Annotated in this window: 13 protein-coding genes; 4 read left to right on the top strand and 9 right to left on the bottom strand. The window is 64.9% G+C overall.

What is annotated here, in order from left to right:
• The first annotated feature begins 6 nt into the window (after positions 1 to 6).
• The gene (locus tag QM801_RS16720; protein ID WP_415020338.1) at positions 7 to 960 is read left to right on the top strand and encodes a glutathione S-transferase family protein; all 954 of its coding nucleotides are present in this window, start codon (positions 7 to 9) and stop codon (positions 958 to 960) included.
• On the opposite strand, the gene QM801_RS16725 is transcribed toward QM801_RS16720, so the two are convergent.
• The 7 genes from QM801_RS16725 to rpmI all read right to left on the bottom strand — a co-directional run bounded on the left by QM801_RS16725 (position 961) and on the right by rpmI (position 8,642).
• On the bottom strand, positions 961 to 2,358 hold the full coding sequence (locus tag QM801_RS16725; RefSeq protein ID WP_415020339.1) for an aspartate ammonia-lyase: 1,398 nt from the start codon (positions 2,356 to 2,358) through the stop codon (positions 961 to 963).
• 210 nt (positions 2,359 to 2,568) lie between these two features.
• Positions 2,569 to 3,390, bottom strand: coding sequence for a carbohydrate ABC transporter permease (locus tag QM801_RS16730; protein ID WP_415020340.1), 822 nt, complete (start codon positions 3,388 to 3,390; stop codon positions 2,569 to 2,571).
• Complete coding sequence (locus QM801_RS16735) at positions 3,387 to 4,259, bottom strand: carbohydrate ABC transporter permease (RefSeq protein WP_415020341.1); 873 nt, start codon at positions 4,257 to 4,259, stop codon at positions 3,387 to 3,389. Before QM801_RS16735 ends, QM801_RS16730 begins: the two co-directional genes overlap by 4 nt.
• 252 nt (positions 4,260 to 4,511) lie before the next feature.
• Complete coding sequence (pheT, locus tag QM801_RS16740) at positions 4,512 to 6,905, bottom strand: phenylalanine--tRNA ligase subunit beta (protein ID WP_415020342.1); 2,394 nt, start codon at positions 6,903 to 6,905, stop codon at positions 4,512 to 4,514.
• Positions 6,902 to 7,972, bottom strand: a complete 1,071-nt coding sequence (gene pheS / locus QM801_RS16745; protein ID WP_415020343.1) for a phenylalanine--tRNA ligase subunit alpha — start codon at positions 7,970 to 7,972, stop codon at positions 6,902 to 6,904. The genes pheT and pheS overlap by 4 nt, the downstream gene beginning before the upstream one ends.
• 94 nt (positions 7,973 to 8,066) lie before the next feature.
• Complete coding sequence (gene rplT / locus QM801_RS16750) at positions 8,067 to 8,423, bottom strand: 50S ribosomal protein L20 (RefSeq protein WP_415020344.1); 357 nt, start codon at positions 8,421 to 8,423, stop codon at positions 8,067 to 8,069.
• Between the two features lie 15 nt (positions 8,424 to 8,438).
• Positions 8,439 to 8,642: a 50S ribosomal protein L35 gene (gene rpmI / locus QM801_RS16755; protein ID WP_415020345.1), complete on the bottom strand. Its 204-nt coding sequence runs from the start codon at positions 8,640 to 8,642 to the stop codon at positions 8,439 to 8,441.
• Between the two features lie 366 nt (positions 8,643 to 9,008).
• Between rpmI and QM801_RS16760 the strand changes: the two genes are divergently transcribed.
• A complete protein-coding gene (locus tag QM801_RS16760; protein ID WP_415020346.1) occupies positions 9,009 to 10,232 on the top strand; it encodes a multidrug effflux MFS transporter in 1,224 nt (407 codons plus the stop codon).
• Positions 10,229 to 11,860 carry a glucose-6-phosphate isomerase gene (gene pgi / locus QM801_RS16765; RefSeq protein WP_415020347.1) on the top strand — a complete coding sequence of 544 codons (1,632 nt, stop codon included), beginning with the start codon at positions 10,229 to 10,231 and terminating at the stop codon, positions 11,858 to 11,860. The genes QM801_RS16760 and pgi overlap by 4 nt, the downstream gene beginning before the upstream one ends.
• A gap of 230 nt (positions 11,861 to 12,090) precedes the next feature.
• On the opposite strand, the gene QM801_RS16770 is transcribed toward pgi, so the two are convergent.
• Positions 12,091 to 13,467, bottom strand: coding sequence for an L-serine ammonia-lyase (locus QM801_RS16770; protein WP_415020348.1), 1,377 nt, complete (start codon positions 13,465 to 13,467; stop codon positions 12,091 to 12,093).
• Here QM801_RS16770 and QM801_RS16775 point away from each other — a divergent pair.
• Positions 13,466 to 14,467, top strand: coding sequence for a DMT family transporter (locus QM801_RS16775; RefSeq protein WP_415020349.1), 1,002 nt, complete (start codon positions 13,466 to 13,468; stop codon positions 14,465 to 14,467). The genes QM801_RS16770 and QM801_RS16775 overlap by 2 nt on opposite strands.
• Positions 14,468 to 14,614: 147 nt before the next feature.
• On the opposite strand, the gene QM801_RS16780 is transcribed toward QM801_RS16775, so the two are convergent.
• Positions 14,615 to 15,436, bottom strand: a complete 822-nt coding sequence (locus QM801_RS16780; protein WP_415020350.1) for an amidohydrolase family protein — start codon at positions 15,434 to 15,436, stop codon at positions 14,615 to 14,617.
• Between the last annotated feature and the right edge of the window lie 4 nt (positions 15,437 to 15,440).

Raw genomic sequence — 15,440 nt, forward strand, 5'->3', positions numbered from 1 at the left:
CGGTTCATGCTGGTTGACGGAAAGTGGGTGGCCGACTGGCAGCCCGTGCAGGCGACCGACGCCAAGGGCGGCTTCGTGCGCCAGACCTCAACCTTCCGCAACTGGGTGACGCCGGACGGCAGCGCCGGCCCGACCGGCGACGCAGGCTTCAAGGCCGAAGCCGGGCGCTACCATCTCTATGTCGCCTATATCTGCCCCTGGGCCAGCCGCACGCTGATGGCGCGCGCCATCAAGGGCCTCGAGGACGTGATCAGCATTTCCGTTGTCGAGCCGGCCCTCACGCCGCAGGGCTGGCGCTTCGGCGATTATCCCGGCAGCACGCCTGATCACCTGGGCGGCGCCACCTACATGCACGAGATCTACACCAAGGCCGACCCGCACATCTCGGGCCGCGCCACCGTGCCGGTGCTGTGGGACAAGAGCCGCAACACCATCGTCAACAACGAGAGCGCCGACATCCTGCGCATTCTCAATACGGGCTTCGGCGGATTGGCGAAGAACGGGCATGATCTTTCTCCGGAAGCCCTGCGCACACGCATCGATGCGCTGAACGATGCGATCTACGGCAGCCTCAACAACGGCGTCTACCGCGCCGGCTTTGCCACCACGCAGGTGGCCTATGAAGAGGCCTATGCGGAGGTCTTCGCCACACTGGACCGCATGGAACAGCAGCTGGCGGAGAACGGCCCCTTCCTGTTCGGCGCACACTTCACAGAGAGCGACATCCGCCTCTTCGTGACACTGGTGCGCTTTGATGCGGCCTATCACGGCATCTTCAAGTGCAACAAGCGGCGGATTGCGGATTACCCCCGCCTCTCGCGCTTCATCATGGACGTGATGGCGCTGCCCGGCATCCGCGCCACGGTGAACATCGACCACATCAAGCGCGGCTACTACTCGATCAAGTCGCTCAATCCCAACGGCATCGTGCCGGTGGGGCCGGAGCTTCCCTTCGCCTGATCAGCGGTCCTTCTGGCCGAGCAGCGTCTCGTTGGAGAAGGCCTGCGCCAGCTGCGCCTCCGTCATCAGCTTTTCAGCCAGCACGACATCGCGGATGCTGCTTCTCGAAGAGAGCGCCGTCTTGGCGACACGGCTGGCCTCGGCATAGCCGATGTAGGGGTTGAGGGCCGTGACGGCGACGAGGGAATTCTCCAGCAGCTCGCGGCAGCGCTCGGCGTCGGCCTCGATCCCCTCGATGCATTTTTCCCGCAGCACCGTCATGCCGCGCGAGAGCATGCGCATGGATTGCAGGATGTTGAAGACGATGACGGGCTCCATGGCGTTCAACTGCAACTGGCCTGCCTCCGCACCGAGCGTCACCGTTAGGTCGTTGCCGATCACCTGATAGGCGATCTGGTTCACCACTTCCGGGATCACCGGATTGACCTTGCCCGGCATGATCGACGAGCCCGCCTGCACGGCGGGCAAGCGGATTTCGCCGAGACCTGCACGCGGGCCGCTGTTCAGCAGGCGGAGATCGTTGCAGATCTTCGAGAGCTTCACGGCGATGCGCTTCAGCACGCCGGAGAAAGTGACGAAGGCGCCCATGTCCGAGGTGGCTTCGATGAGGTCTCCCGCCGGAACGAGGGGCACGCCCGAGATCCCCGCGAGCCTGCCGATCACGATGCGGGAATAGTCGCGCGGCGTGTTGATGCCGGTGCCGATTGCCGTGCCGCCCAGGTTCACCTCGCGCAGTAGCGAGGAGAATTCGCGCAGGCGCTCGATATCCTCGCCCACGGTCACGGCGAAGGCCTTGAACTCCGAGCCGAGGCGCATCGGCACCGCATCCATGAGCTGGGTGCGGCCCACCTTGATGATGTCGTGGAATTCGCGGGCCTTGGCCTCGAAAGCGGCGACCAGAAGCTCCTGCGACTTCACCAGCATGGGCACCTCGCGCAGCATGGTGAGGCGCACGGCGGTGGGATACACGTCGTTCGTCGATTGCGAGAGATTGACGTGATCGTTGGGGTTCACCACGTCATAGCGGCCGCGCGGCTCGCCCAGTTCGCGGAGCGCCATGTTGGCGATCACCTCGTTGGCATTCATGTTGGTGGAGGTGCCGGCCCCGCCCTGCACCATGTCGACGATGAAGTTGTCGTGGTTCTCGCCGGCGATGAGACGGTCGCAGGCCTTCGCGATGGCACGGGCGATCTTCGGATCGAGCGCACCCAGTTCGGCATTGGCTTCGGCCGCCGCCTTCTTGGTCATGGCGAGTGCGATGATGAGTTCGGGATAATGGCAGAGCAGCGTGCCGGTGATGGGGAAATTGGCAGCGGCGCGGGCGGTGTGGACGCCGTAGTCGGCGTCGGCCGGCACGGCCCAGTCACCCAGTGAATCATGTTCGATGCGGTCTGGCATGGTCTTCATCTCCGGCCCCCCGGCACGCGGGCGGAGGATACCGCATCGTGGGCCGGCTTCCCACCCCCCGGCTCTCACCGTCATTCCATGCGAGCGATGCGACAGCGTCGCGAGACATGGAACCCAGCTTCCTTTTTGCTGACCAAAGCGGGGTTCCATCTCGCGCGGCACGTTCGTACCGCTTGGATGGAATGACGGACGATAAGGATCTTACGTCCGCACCACGAAGCCGCGGGCCAGGTGGTTGCGCACGAAGTAGATCATGGCAAGGCCGGGCAGCAGCGAGACCACGTTCATCGCCATCACAAGCCCCATATCGGGCCTGATGCCGAGCAGCGAATTGATCGCCATGGTGATGGGCATGCCCGCCGTGACCGTGAGGATGCGGGCGAAGACCACCTCCACCCAGGAGAAGATGAAACAGAAAAACGCCGTGACACCGATCCCCGGCGCGATCACCGGGATGAGATGACGGACGAAGAAGCGCGGCAGGGAATAGCCGTCGAGGAAGGCCGTCTCGTCAAGCTCGCGCGGCACCGCCGAGATGAAGCTCTCCAACACCCAGATGGCAATCGGGATATTGAAGAGGCAATGGACGAGGGCGATGCCGACGGGCGTGTTGACGAGGTTGAGATGGGCAAAGAGAATGAAGATCGGCAGCGACAGCACCACGGGCGGCGTCACCCGGAAGATCAGCAGCATGAAGAAGAAGTGCCGGTCGCCGGTGAAGCTGTAGCGCGAATAGGCATAGGCCGCGGGCAGGCCTCCGATGAGGCAGAGCACCACGTTGAGCAACACGTAGAAGGTGGAATTGAGGATCGAGGCGCGCAGTGCCGGCACCGTCGCGATATGGATGTAGTTGATCAGGCTCACCTCGCCCTCGCGGATCCCGTCACGCGGCATGGTCGAGATGAAGCTGGTGATGAGCGATTGCGCGAAGGGGAGCAGGATGAACAGCGCCAGGCCTGCGAAGAGCAGGATGGGGGTGAGGCTGCCCCGCCGTTCGCCTGCCGGGGTGGGAATGCTGCTCATGTGTTGATGTCCTGCAGCGCGCCCTTGCGCCGGTCCATGACGGTGCGGAAGGTCCAGGCGGCGGTGATGACGAGCAGGAAGTAGACCATCGAGCGTGCCGCCGCAGCACCATAGGTGAAGCTGTTGATCTCCTCGCCGAGGTCGAGGGTGAGGAAGGTGGTGGCGCGGTTGGGTCCGCCCGCATTGATGCGGAAGGCCTCGGTGTAGATCATGAAGCTGTCGACGAAGCGGAGCAGGATTGCAATCGAGAGAATGCCGCTGATCTTCGGCAACTGGATGTAGCGGAAGACGGCAAGCCGCGAGGCACCATCGACCGACGCGGCGCGGTAGTAGTCGTTGGGAATGCCGGAAAGCCCGGCGAAGCTGAGGATCACCACGAGGCCGAGCCAGTGCCAAGTATCCATCACCACCAGCACGAGCCAGGTATGGAGGGCGTTGAAGCGCGGATCGAAGGGTATGGCGAGGCTTGTGAGCGTGGAGCCGACAAGGCCCGTCTTGCTGATGAGATCGAGCCACATGATGGGGATCATGTTCCACGGCACCACGAGCGGCAGGGCCAGCAGCATGAGCACCGGCGTGCGGAGGCGGGGCGTGCGCGTGAGCACCAGCGCGATCCAGATGCCAAGCGGCAGCTGCACCGAGAGCACGATGCCGGAGAACAGCAGGCTGCGGCCGAGGCTGCCCCAGAAGCGGTCGGAGCGGATCAGTTCCGTGTACCAGTCGAGGCCGACCCAATGCAGGTTCTGGAGAGAGAAGATGTCGTGGAAGGAATAGTTGAAGACCGAGATCAGCGGCACCACACCCACGATGAGCATGATCGCGCCGGCAGGCAGCATCAGAAGCCAGGCGCGATTATCGTGCGGCTTCATCGGGTGCGGGTCTGGGGCTTTGCGATCGTCATTGCTGTGGCAAGCCTGTGCGATCCGGCCGCTGATTTCAACCTTCGCCGCCGCGGGCGGGCATGAGCGGGGCGCAGGACTCCTCAAATCCGTCCGTCATTCCATGCGAGCGATGCAAAAGCATCGCGAGACATGGAACCCAGCTTCCTTGCCCCGTCCAAAGCGGGGTTCCATCTCGCGCGGCACTGGCGTGCCGCTTGGATGGAATGACGCAGCAGAAATCTACCCCCGCAGCGTGCCGCCCGTGGCCTTGGTCACCGCAGCGACGATCTTCGCGGAAAGCGCCTCGATCTCCTCGTCGGTGAAGGTCTTGTCCTTGGGCTGCAACGTCACTTCCAGCGCCAGCGAGGTCTTGCCGTCGGCGAGCTTGAACACGTCGAAGACCTGCGCCTCCGTCACCGTCACCTTGTCGACGCCGCGCGCCGCCTTCACGAGTTCGGCGGCCTGCACCTTCTCGTCCACCACGAAGGCGAAGTCGCGCGACACGCTCATCAGGTCGGAGAGCACGAGCGCCGGCTTCGCGGTGCCCTTCTGGCGGGGCGCCGGGATCAGGTTGAGAACGATCTCGAAGGCGGCCACGGGGCCCTTCACGTCCATCTCGGCCAAGACCTTCGGATGGATCTCACCGAAGAACGCGATCTTGTTCTGCGGCCCCATCTGCAGGGTGCCACTGCGTCCGGGATGGAACCAGGCGGGTGCGGTGTTCACCACTTGAAGGGTGCTTGCTGCCATGCCGCAAGCTTCGAGCACGGCAAGGCAATCGGCCTTGGCGTCGAAGGCATCGACGGGGCGCATGCCGCCCTGCCACTGGCGCGACACGGCCTCGCCCTGGCGGATGCCGGCAGCCCGCAGCGTTTCGTCCTTGGCCTGGTCACCGGCATAGGCATGGCCCACTTCCGAGATGGCAAAGCCGGCATGGCCGCGGGCGATGTTGCGCGCCGCTGCCGCGAGAAGATTGGGAAGGAGCGACGGCCGCATGTCGGTCAGTTCCGACGAGATGGCATTCGCCAACTGCAATTCCTTCTGGCCGCCGCCGAAGAGTTCGGCGAGAGAATGCGGCAGGAAAGCGTAGGTCACCGCCTCGTTGAAGCCGCGCGCCGCAAGCGTGCGCCTGGTCGTTAGCATGCGCCGCTGCAGGGGCGTGAGCACGGGGCGCGCCACCGCATTGGGCCGCGGCATTTCCGCAAAGGGAAAGTTCTCGAGCCCGACGATGCGGCAGATTTCCTCGACGAGATCGGCTTCGCCGTTCACGTCCGGGCGCCACGAGGGCGGAATGCAGGAGGCGCCTCCCGCTGCTTCGGTCACGCCGAAGCCAAGCGCGCGGAGGATCTTCAATTGATCCGCCCACGGACAATCAAGCCCGCCCAGCTGCTTCACCCGCGTCTTGCGCAGCGTGTAGGTGCGCTTTGTCTCCGGCACCTTGCCGGCGATCACGAGGTTGGAGGCCTCGCCGCCGCAGAGATCGAGGATCATCTGCGTGGCGATTTCGGCGCCCACCGGCGTGAAGGCCGGGTCGATGCCGCGTTCGAAGCGGTAGCGCGCATCCGAGTTGATGCCGAGCTTGCGGCCCGTGGCCGCCGTGCGCACCGGATCGAAATAGGCGGCTTCCAGGAAGACGTCGGTCGTCTCGTCGGTGCAGGACGACGGAATGCCGCCGATGATGCCGCCCACGGCCTCGGGGCCTTGCTCGTCTGCGATCACGGTCATGCCGGGGGCGAGCGTGTAGCTCTTGTTGTCCAGTGCCTCGATCGTTTCGCCGTCCCGGGCGAAGCGGGCGGTGATGTTGCCATGCACCTTCTTCGCATCGAAGACATGCAGCGGCCGGGCATGGGCGAAGGTGATGTAGTTGGTGATGTCGACGAGCGCCGAGATGGGGCGGAGGCCGATTGCCTTCAGCCGCTGCTGCAGCCAGGCGGGCGACGGGCCGTTCTTCACGCCGCGGATATAGCGGCCGACGAAGAGCGGGCAGGCCTTCTCGTCACCCTTGGGGAAGTCGAGCGCCACCGTGATGGGCGAGTCGAACGTGCCCTTAACCGCCGGTGTATTCAGCGGCTTCAGCGTGCCGAGGCCCTTGGCGGCGAGGTCGCGGGCGATGCCGTAGATGCCGAGCGCATCGGGGCGGTTCGCCGTCACCTTGACATAGAACATGGGATCGTCGAGGCCGAGGGCCTGTGCGGCGGGCGTGCCCACCGGCCAGTCGCCCGGCACGTCGATGATGCCGTCGTGTTCATCGGAGAGCATCAGCTCACGCTCGGAACACATCATGGCCTGGGATTCCACACCACGGATGGTGGCGGGCGCGAACACCGCCCCTGTCACCGGAATGGTGACGCCGGGGAGCGCGATGATTGCCTTCATGCCGGTGCGGGCGTTGGGCGCACCGCAGACCACCTGCTTCACGCCGTCCTTCGTCTCGACCACGCAGAGCTTGAGCTTGTCGGCATTGGGATGCTTCTCGGCCTTCTGCACGTAGGCAACCGTGAAGGCGCCCAGCGCCTTGGTCTTGTCGCTCACCTCTTCCACTTCGAGGCCGATGCCGAGCAGGCCAGCGGCGATCTCGTCGACGCTGGCGGTGGTGTCGAGATAATCCTTGAGCCAGGAGAGGGTGAATTTCATGACAGTCCTCCGGCCAGGGTCGGCACGTTGAGAGAGCGGAAGCCGTAGTGGCGGAGCCAGCGCAGGTCCGAGTCGAAGAAGGCCCGCAGGTCGGGGATGCCGTACTTCAGCATGGCAACGCGGTCGATGCCCATGCCGAAGGCGAAGCCCTGCACCTTGGCGGGATCAAGCCCGCCGGCGCGGATCACGTTCGGGTGCACCATGCCGGAGCCGAGGATCTCGAGCCAGGAGTCACCCTCGCCGATCTTCACCTGACCGTCTTTCCACGAGCACTGGATGTCCACTTCCATGGAGGGTTCGGTGAAGGGGAAGTGCGAGGCACGGAAGCGCATCTTCACCTCGTTCACCTCGAAGAAGGCCTTGCAGAATTCATGCAGCACCCACTTGAGATGACCCATGTGGGTGGTCTCGTCGATGACGAGGCCCTCGACCTGGTTGAACATGGGCGTGTGGGTCATGTCGCTGTCGGAGCGGAAGGTGCGGCCGGGCGCGATGATGCGGATGGGCGGGGCCTGCGTCTTCATGGTGCGGATCTGCACCGGGCTCGTATGGGTGCGGAGCACGAGGCGCGAACCGTCCGGCTTCTCGTGGAAATAGAAGGTGTCGTGTTCCTGCCGCGCCGGATGTTCCGGCGGCATGTTGAGGGCGTCGAAGTTATGGAAGTCGTCCTCGATGTGCGGGCCCTCGGCCACGGCGAAGCCGAGGTCGCCGAAGATCTGCACGATCTCTTCCCACACCTGGTTGACGGGATGGATCGTTCCCTTCAGTTCGCCACGCACCGGCAGCGTCACGTCAATCGTCTCGCGGGCGAGACGTTCGTTCAGCGCCCTGTCGGCCAGCGCCGTCTTGCGGGTGGCGATTGCTTCCGTCACCTTGTCCTTGAGCAGGTTGAGGGCCGCACCGAAGCTCTTGCGCTCCTCGGGCGACAGGGCGCCCAGGCCCTTCATCTGCTCGGAGATCGAGCCCTTCTTGCCAAGTGCTGCAACGCGCACCGCCTCAAGGGCCGCCTCGTCGGCAGCGGCGTTGACCTGCGCGAGGGTTTCGCGCTCCAGGGTGTCCAGCGACATCGTTCGTGTCCTCAAAACAAAACCGGGCCCTGAGTATGGGAGATTGCTCTCCCGCTCAAGGCCCGGTGAATGACGTTTGGTAAGTTGTTCGAACTTACGCGAGAGCGGCCTTTGCCTTGTCCACGAGGGCGGCAAAGGCGGCCTTGTCATGCACTGCGAGATCGGCGAGGACCTTGCGGTCCACTTCGATGCCGGCCTTGTCGAGGCCGTTGATAAATCGGCCGTAGGTCAGGCCGAGTTCGCGGGTGCCGGCGTTGATGCGCTGGATCCAGAGGGCGCGGAAGTTGCGCTTCTTCTGGCGGCGGCCGATGTAGGCGTATTGTTCCGCCTTCTCGACGGCCTGCACGGCAACGCGGAAGATGTTCTTGCGGCGGGAGAAGTAGCCCTTGGCGCGGGCCAGGACCTTCTTGTGGGAGCGGCGGGCAACGACGCCGCCTTTTGCGCGTGGCATGTGACGAGCCTCCCCTTACTTCGCGGCGTAGGGCATGTGGATCTTGACCAGGCGTTCATCACCCGGAGCAAGCACCATGGTGCCACGCTGGTTGCGGATCTGCTTGTTGGTGCGCTTGATCATGCCGTGGCGCTTGCCGGCGGCACCTGCCTTCACCTTGCCGGAAGCGGTGAACTTGAACCGCTTCTTGGCCGAAGACTTGGTCTTCATCTTGGGCATTTTGTTCAATCCTTTCAGAACATTACGAAAAACCGCCATGGCAGCCCTTACACGGCCAGGCGATTGAGGAACCTCAACTTTTCAGTGAGATGGCCGGGGATAAAGCAGAATTGGCCCGGAAAGGCAAGGGCGGGGGGCGGGAGAGAAAGAACCGTCACCCCCGCGAAGGCGGGGGCCCAGCTTCATCTCCCGCGTGCGTCATCCGCCAAAGCTGGGTGCCCGCCTGCGCGGGCATGACGTGATTTGGGAGGTTCATATCATTCACCACCACCTCCGGTACATTCCAGCTCCTGCCCCGAGAGGCTATAGGCCCCGTCCCCCCGCAAGGCCCCTGATTCTTCCGGCGGGGCCACAAGGAACCTCCCGATGACCACCAAGCTTGCCCCCGGCGGCCCCGGCCGCATCGAACTCATTGCCCTTCTCGCCGCGATGATCGCCATCAACGCCTTTGCGATCGACATCATGCTGCCCGGCCTGCAGGAGATCGGACAGGCGCTGGGCGAGGCGGACGAGAACCGCCGCCAGCTCGTCATCCCCGCCTACATGATCGGCTTCGGGGTGCTGCAGCTTGTCTTCGGGCCGCTGGCCGACCGCTTCGGGCGGCGGAACCCGCTGCTGGTTGGTCTCGCCGTCTATGTGCTCGCGGCGGCGTCTGCCTATTTCGTCACCGACTTCAACACCCTCGTGGCGCTGCGCTTCCTGCAAGGCGCGGGCGCGGCAGCCTCCGCCGTCATCGCCATCGCCCTGGTGCGCGACCTTTTCGTCGGCGACGAGATGGCCAAGACGCTTTCGCTCGTCTTCATGGTGATGATGGCGTCCCCCATCTTTGCGCCGGCCCTCGGCCAGTTCCTGCTCACCATCATGCCGTGGCAGGGCCTGTTCGGCTTCATGGCCGGCTTCGGCGCACTGGTGGCCCTGTGGGTGTTCCTGCGGCTTCCGGAAACGCTGGCGCCCGAGAACCGCCGCGCCTTCACGCCGGTCGCCATCATCGAAGGCTTCGGCATCGTCTTCTCGAACGGTGTGGCGCTCGCCTACATCATGGGCACGGCGCTCCTCTTCGGCGCGCTGATGGGCTTCCTCACCTCCTCGCAGCAGATCTATGTGGACCACTACGGCATGGGCGTGTGGTTCCCCGCCTTCTTCGCAGCGGGCGGCGCTGTGGCGGCGTTGGGCGGCTTCATGAACTCGCAGGCGGTGATGCGCTTCGGCATGCGCAAGCTCTCGCACCGGGCCCTTGCCATTTTTGCAGGTTTGGGCGCGCTGATGCTCGTCCTCGGGCTCGTGAAGCTGCTGCCCGTCATCGTCTTCTTCCTGATCATGAGTGGCATGTTCTTCGCCTTCAACTTCATCATGTCGAACTTCGGCGCGCTTGCCATGGAGCCGCTGGGTGCGGTGGCCGGCACTGCCGCCTCCACCCAGGGCTTCCTGCAGATGGTGATCGGGGCGGCCCTCGGCACGGTGATCGGCCAGCTCTATGACGGCACGCCCGTTCCCCTGGCGGCGGGTTTCGTGGTTCTCTCCGTGACAGCGGGTGCCATTGTCTTTTTCGGAACAAGGCGTCATGCAGGAGGCAAGGAGAGAGTGACATGACACCTGCCACGAAGACCGTGCTCGCCGAACTCAAGGCCCATGCCCGCGACGGGCTTCCCGACATGCGCAAGGCTTTCGCTCCGGGAAAGAAGGGCCAGGCCAGCCGCTTCAGCGAGTTCTCCGTGGCGCTCGACGACCTTCTGCTCGACTATTCCAAGTGCCGGGTGACGGCCAAGACCATGAAGCTGCTCTCCGCCCTCGCCAAGGCAGCGGACGTGCCGGGGCAGGTTCACCGCATGATGCGGGGCGACGTGATCAACACGACCGAGGGCCGCGCCGTGCTCCACACCGCCCTCCGCCGCCCGAAGAGCGAGCTTGTCTTCGTCGGCGGCCACAACGTGGTGCATGACGTGCACGACGTGCTGGAGGAGATGGCGCGCTTCGCCGTGGAGGTGCGGCAGAAGCATGTGGCGGGCAAGATCACCGATGTCGTCAACATCGGCATCGGGGGCTCGGACCTGGGGCCCGTCATGGCCACGCTGGCGCTGTCGCCCTATCACGATGGCCCGCGCGCCCACTTCGTCTCCAACGTGGATGGCGCCCACATCGCCGACACCTTGAAAGATCTCAATCCCGAGACCACGCTCTTCCTCGTCGCCTCCAAGACCTTCACCACCATCGAGACCATGACGAATGCCCGCACGGCGCGGGGCTGGCTCGTGGAGAAGCTCGGCGAGGCGGCGGTGGGCGACCACTTCGCCGCCATCTCCACCGCCCTCGACAAGGTGAAGGCCTTCGGCATTGCCGAGAACCGCACCTTCGGCTTCTGGGACTGGGTGGGCGGACGCTATTCGCTGTGGTCGGCGATCGGGCTCTCGCTGATGATCGCCATTGGCCCGCGCAACTTCATGGACATGCTGGCGGGCGCCCATGCCATGGACCAGCATTTCCTCGCGGCTCCAGTCAATCGCAACCTGCCCATGCTGCTCGGGCTTCTCGGCGTGTGGCACCGCAATGCCTGCGGCCATCCCTCGCGCGCCATCATTCCCTACGACCAGCGCCTCTCGCGCTTCCCCGCCTATCTGCAGCAGCTCGACATGGAATCGAACGGCAAGCGCGTGACGCTGGATGGCAAGACGGTGCGCGAGGCGACGGGCCCCATCGTCTGGGGCGAGCCCGGCACCAACGGCCAGCACGCCTTCTTCCAGTTGCTGCACCAGGGCACCGACGTGATCCCGGTGGAGTTCCTGATTGCCGCCGAGCCCCATGAGGTGGGGATCAAGGTGCATCACGATCTTCTTGTCGCCAATTGCCTGGCGCAGTCGCAGGCGCTGATGAAGGGGCGCACGCTGAAGGAAGCGGAGGCGCAGCTGCTCGCCATGGGGAAGAGCAAGCCGGAGGCCAAGCGACTGGCGCCGCACCGTGTCTTCGAGGGCAACCGCCCGTCGATCACCATCGCCTACCGCAAGCTCGATCCCAACACGCTCGGGCGCCTCATCGCGCTCTATGAGCACCGCGTCTTCGTGGAAGCGGCGGTGTGGGGTATCAACGCCTTCGACCAGTGGGGCGTGGAACTGGGCAAGGAACTGGCGACAGGCTTGCAGCCCGTCGTCGAAGGCAAGTCCGACACGGCGGGCCTCGATTCATCGACAGCGGGATTGGTCGCGCATCTCCATGGGTTGAAGTAGGCGCGAGATCTCGCATCTCCTCCTCCGTCACCCCCGCGAAGGCGGGGGCCCAGCTTCTTCTTTCGCGCACGTGATCCGGCAAAGCTGGGTGCCCGCCTGCGCGGGCATGACGTGATTTGAAGTATCGAGAGTGACGAAGGCGGAGAGTTGCGCTTGTCCTCACCTCTCCATGGCCGGGCATGGAGAAGGAACAAAAGCGCGAAGGCGCGGCCATGATGTAATTTGTGCCCTCAGCACTCCACCACGTTCACGGCGAGGCCGCCCGTTGAGGTTTCCTTGTAGCGCTCGCTCATGTCGAGGCCGGTCTGGCGCATGGTCTCGATGCAGGTATCAAGATGCACGAGATGGGTGCCATCGCCACGCAGTGCGAGTGAAGCCGCAGTGACAGCTTTCACCGCGCCGAAGGCGTTGCGCTCGATGCAGGGCACCTGCACGAGGCCGCCCACCGGATCGCAGGTCATGCCGAGGTGATGTTCGAGTGCGATCTCGGCGGCATTCTCCACCTGCGCGTTGGTGCCACCGAGTGCGGCACAGAGGCCCGCCGCCGCCATGGCCGAGGCCGAGCCCACTTCGCCCTGGCAGCCCACTTCCGCGCCCGAGATCGAGGCATTGTGCTTGATGATGCCGCCCACCGCGGCAGACGCCAGGAGGAAGGTGTGCACGCCCTTCGCATCGGCCCCGACACAATGATCGAGATAATAGCGGATGACGGCGGGGATGACGCCCGCGGCACCATTGGTGGGGGCGGTCACCACCTTGCCGCCCGCGGCATTCTCCTCGTTCACCGCCATGGCATAGACCGAGAGAAAATCCATGACGCGATGGGGCTGGATGGCATTGCCGCCCTGTTCGGCGCGGAGCTTCGCGAGCACATCCGCCGCACGGCGCTTCACACTGAGCCCGCCCGGCAGGATGCCCTGCTGGGCAAGGCCGCGCTGCATGCAGGCGTTCATCACGTTCCAGACACGGTCGAGCTTCTCGTCGAGCGTAGCCCCGTGCACCACTTCCTCGTTGGCGCGCTTCATCTCGGCGATGGTCTTGCCGGCGCGCTGCCCCATGGCCAGCATCTCCGCCGCGTTGGAAAACGGAAACGGCACGTTGGCGGGCGGCGTGTCGCCCTTCGCCACCGAGGAGGAGCGCTCCGCTTCCGTCTGCACGAAGCCGCCGCCGATCGAATAGAAGGTCTCGATGGCAATGGTCGTCGAACCTGCCTCCACATGCATGATCATGCCGTTGGCATGGCCCTTGAGCGCCGGGCCGAAATCAAAGATCACGTCTGTCGCGGGATCGAAGGCAATGGTGCGGCCATCGGCAAGGCGCACGGCCTTCTCCGCCGCCATGCGGGCGAGGATGCTCGCCACGTTGTCAGGGTCAATGCCGTCCGGCGTTTCGCCGGCAAGGCCGAGGATCACGGCGCGGTCGGTGCCGTGGCCCTTGCCCGTGAAGGCGAGCGAGCCGTGCAGGCTCACCCGCAGCCGCGACCCTTCGGGCAGCGCCACATCTTTCAGGCTATCGAGGAAGCGCCGCGCCGCCACCATGGGCCCCACGGTGTGCGAGGACGATGGCCCGATGCCGATCTTGTAGAGGTCGAAGACGGAGAGAAACATGATCCCCGGTTCTGCCACAGGATCAGGGGATTTCCCATCCATTCCGGCCAGCCTGAGGTCCGATTGCGGCATGGCCCGCCTGCGCCGCCCCGTGTTGCGCCGCATCAGGGGCGATGCCAGTGTCCGGCCCATGCTTGCCCTGTCCTTCGGCCTCGCCGCCGCTCTCTGCTGGTCCGTTCATGACTGTCTTGCCCGCTTCCATGCCGGGCGCGTGGGGCCGTTCCGCATGGCCTTCCTTGTCTGCCTTGTGGGCGCGGCGCTGGTTCTCCCCATCGTGCTCTGGCGGGGCGTGATCTGGGAGGCACCTGCTTGGGCCGTGGGCTATGCGGCGCTCTTGGGCTGCGTCTATGCGTTGGCGCTGGGCGGCCTCTTCAAGGCCTTCAGCCTCGCCCCCGTCGCCATCGTGGGGCCGATGACGGCGGGCTATCCCGCCCTCGTGGTGCTGTGGGGCCTCATCCACGGGCTGGTGCCGACGCACGTGGAATGGATGGGCGTGGCACTGGTCATCATCGGCGCGGTGATCGTGGGCGCGAGCAGCGGCGGCGAGGATGAGGCCAAGCCGCGCGGCCCCAATGATGTGCTCTATGCCGCCCTTGCAATGCTCGCGGCCAATGTGGGTTTCGCCGCCGCTGTGATCCTGGGCCAGACGGCGGCCGTCGCCATGGGCGAGGTCGAGACCACCTTCGTGTCGCGTTTTCCCGCGGCCCTGCTCCTGGTGCCCCTGATGCTGCGCGATGCGCGGATGCAGGCGCGCATCTCGGGCAAGAGCTTCATCGGCATCTTCTTCATGGCGGCGCTCGATGCGGGCGCCGTCACTGCGGTCAATGCGGCGGGGCATTTCCCCGAGAAGGAATTCGCCGCCATGGGGATCTCGGCCTATGGCGGGCTCTCGGTGCTCGTCGCCATGGTGTTCCTGGGCGAGAAGGTGACCAAGGGGCAGTGGCTGGGGATTTTTCTTGTGGCCACCGGCATCCTGGCGCTGGGCTGGCCGAAGGGGTGAGATGACGCGCGCGCACCCTTCGAGGCCGCTCTCGCGGCACCTCAGGGTGAGGTGAGAAGAGTAACCCTCATCCTGAGGAGCGAGGCGCAGCCGAGCCTCGAAGGATGCGCCACGCGCCACATCCCATCACCATTGTGAGCGACGCCCTCACCCGATCCTGTAGAACTTCGCCGCAGTGCCGCCGAAGATCTGTGCTGCACCTGATGCACCCACGATCTCCGTTGCTGCCCCATGCCAGGCGGGATAGCTGCCGTTCAGTTCCAGCACCGGCCAGTCAGACCCCCACATCACCCGCTCCGGTCCGAAGCAGTCGATCACATGGCGCGCATAGGGCTTCAGCGTCTCCACCGTCCAGCCGGGCTTTGCTTCGGTGGCAAGGCCCGAGACCTTGCAGAACACCGGCGTCGTCCGCGCGATCTTCTCCATGCCCCTGGCCCAGTCGTCGAACTTGCCCTCGCGGATCACCGGCTTCATGCAGTGGTCGATGACGATCCGCATCTTGGGCCGCGCATCGAAGAGGCGCTGGAACGGCTCCACATGATGCGCATAGCCCAGTGCATCGAAGGTGAGATCGAGATCGGTGATGGCATCATAGGCCCACTGGATGTCCTTGCGGTGCATCCATTCCGGATCGGGCAGGTCCTGGATCATCGGCCGGACGCCTGAGAACTTCGGATGCTTCGCCAGCCGCTCGAGATGCTTGAGATCGGACTTCTGCTCGAAGTCGATCCAGCCCACGACCTTGGCGACGAAGTCGGTCGCGTCGGCAATGCCCAGCATGTATTCGGTTTCAACGACGGTGGGGGCGGCCTGCACCAGCACCGTCTTGTCGATGCCGGCGGCCTTGAGCAGCGGGCGCATGTGGTCTGGCCCGATGGGACGGCGGATGGGCTTCGCGCCTTCGCCTTCCATCCAGTAGTAGTCGCCGCGGGCGGGGTGCCAGAAATGCTGGTGGGAATCGATCTTCATCTGC

Origin of the sequence: Aestuariivirga sp., from assembly GCF_047600585.1 — a bacterium.
Classification (GTDB): Bacteria; Pseudomonadota; Alphaproteobacteria; order Rhizobiales; family Aestuariivirgaceae; genus Aestuariivirga.

What these genes read in the sequence shown, in the direction of transcription:
- QM801_RS16770 (WP_415020348.1), bottom strand. Translation starts at nt 13,467, where the DNA reads ATGTTTCTCTCCGTCTTCGACCTCTACAAGATCGGCATCGGGCCATCG.
- QM801_RS16780 (WP_415020350.1), bottom strand. Translation starts at nt 15,436, where the DNA reads ATGAAGATCGATTCCCACCAGCATTTCTGGCACCCCGCCCGCGGCGAC.
- pheS (WP_415020343.1), bottom strand. Translation starts at nt 7,972, where the DNA reads ATGTCGCTGGACACCCTGGAGCGCGAAACCCTCGCGCAGGTCAACGCC.
- QM801_RS16725 (WP_415020339.1), bottom strand. Translation starts at nt 2,358, where the DNA reads ATGCCAGACCGCATCGAACATGATTCACTGGGTGACTGGGCCGTGCCG.
- QM801_RS16760 (WP_415020346.1), top strand. Translation starts at nt 9,009, where the DNA reads ATGACCACCAAGCTTGCCCCCGGCGGCCCCGGCCGCATCGAACTCATT.
- pgi (WP_415020347.1), top strand. Translation starts at nt 10,229, where the DNA reads ATGACACCTGCCACGAAGACCGTGCTCGCCGAACTCAAGGCCCATGCC.
- rplT (WP_415020344.1), bottom strand. Translation starts at nt 8,423, where the DNA reads ATGCCACGCGCAAAAGGCGGCGTCGTTGCCCGCCGCTCCCACAAGAAG.
- QM801_RS16735 (WP_415020341.1), bottom strand. Translation starts at nt 4,259, where the DNA reads ATGAAGCCGCACGATAATCGCGCCTGGCTTCTGATGCTGCCTGCCGGC.
- QM801_RS16775 (WP_415020349.1), top strand. Translation starts at nt 13,466, where the DNA reads ATGATCCCCGGTTCTGCCACAGGATCAGGGGATTTCCCATCCATTCCG.
- QM801_RS16730 (WP_415020340.1), bottom strand. Translation starts at nt 3,390, where the DNA reads ATGAGCAGCATTCCCACCCCGGCAGGCGAACGGCGGGGCAGCCTCACC.
- pheT (WP_415020342.1), bottom strand. Translation starts at nt 6,905, where the DNA reads ATGAAATTCACCCTCTCCTGGCTCAAGGATTATCTCGACACCACCGCC.
- rpmI (WP_415020345.1), bottom strand. Translation starts at nt 8,642, where the DNA reads ATGCCCAAGATGAAGACCAAGTCTTCGGCCAAGAAGCGGTTCAAGTTC.
- QM801_RS16720 (WP_415020338.1), top strand. Translation starts at nt 7, where the DNA reads ATGCTGGTTGACGGAAAGTGGGTGGCCGACTGGCAGCCCGTGCAGGCG.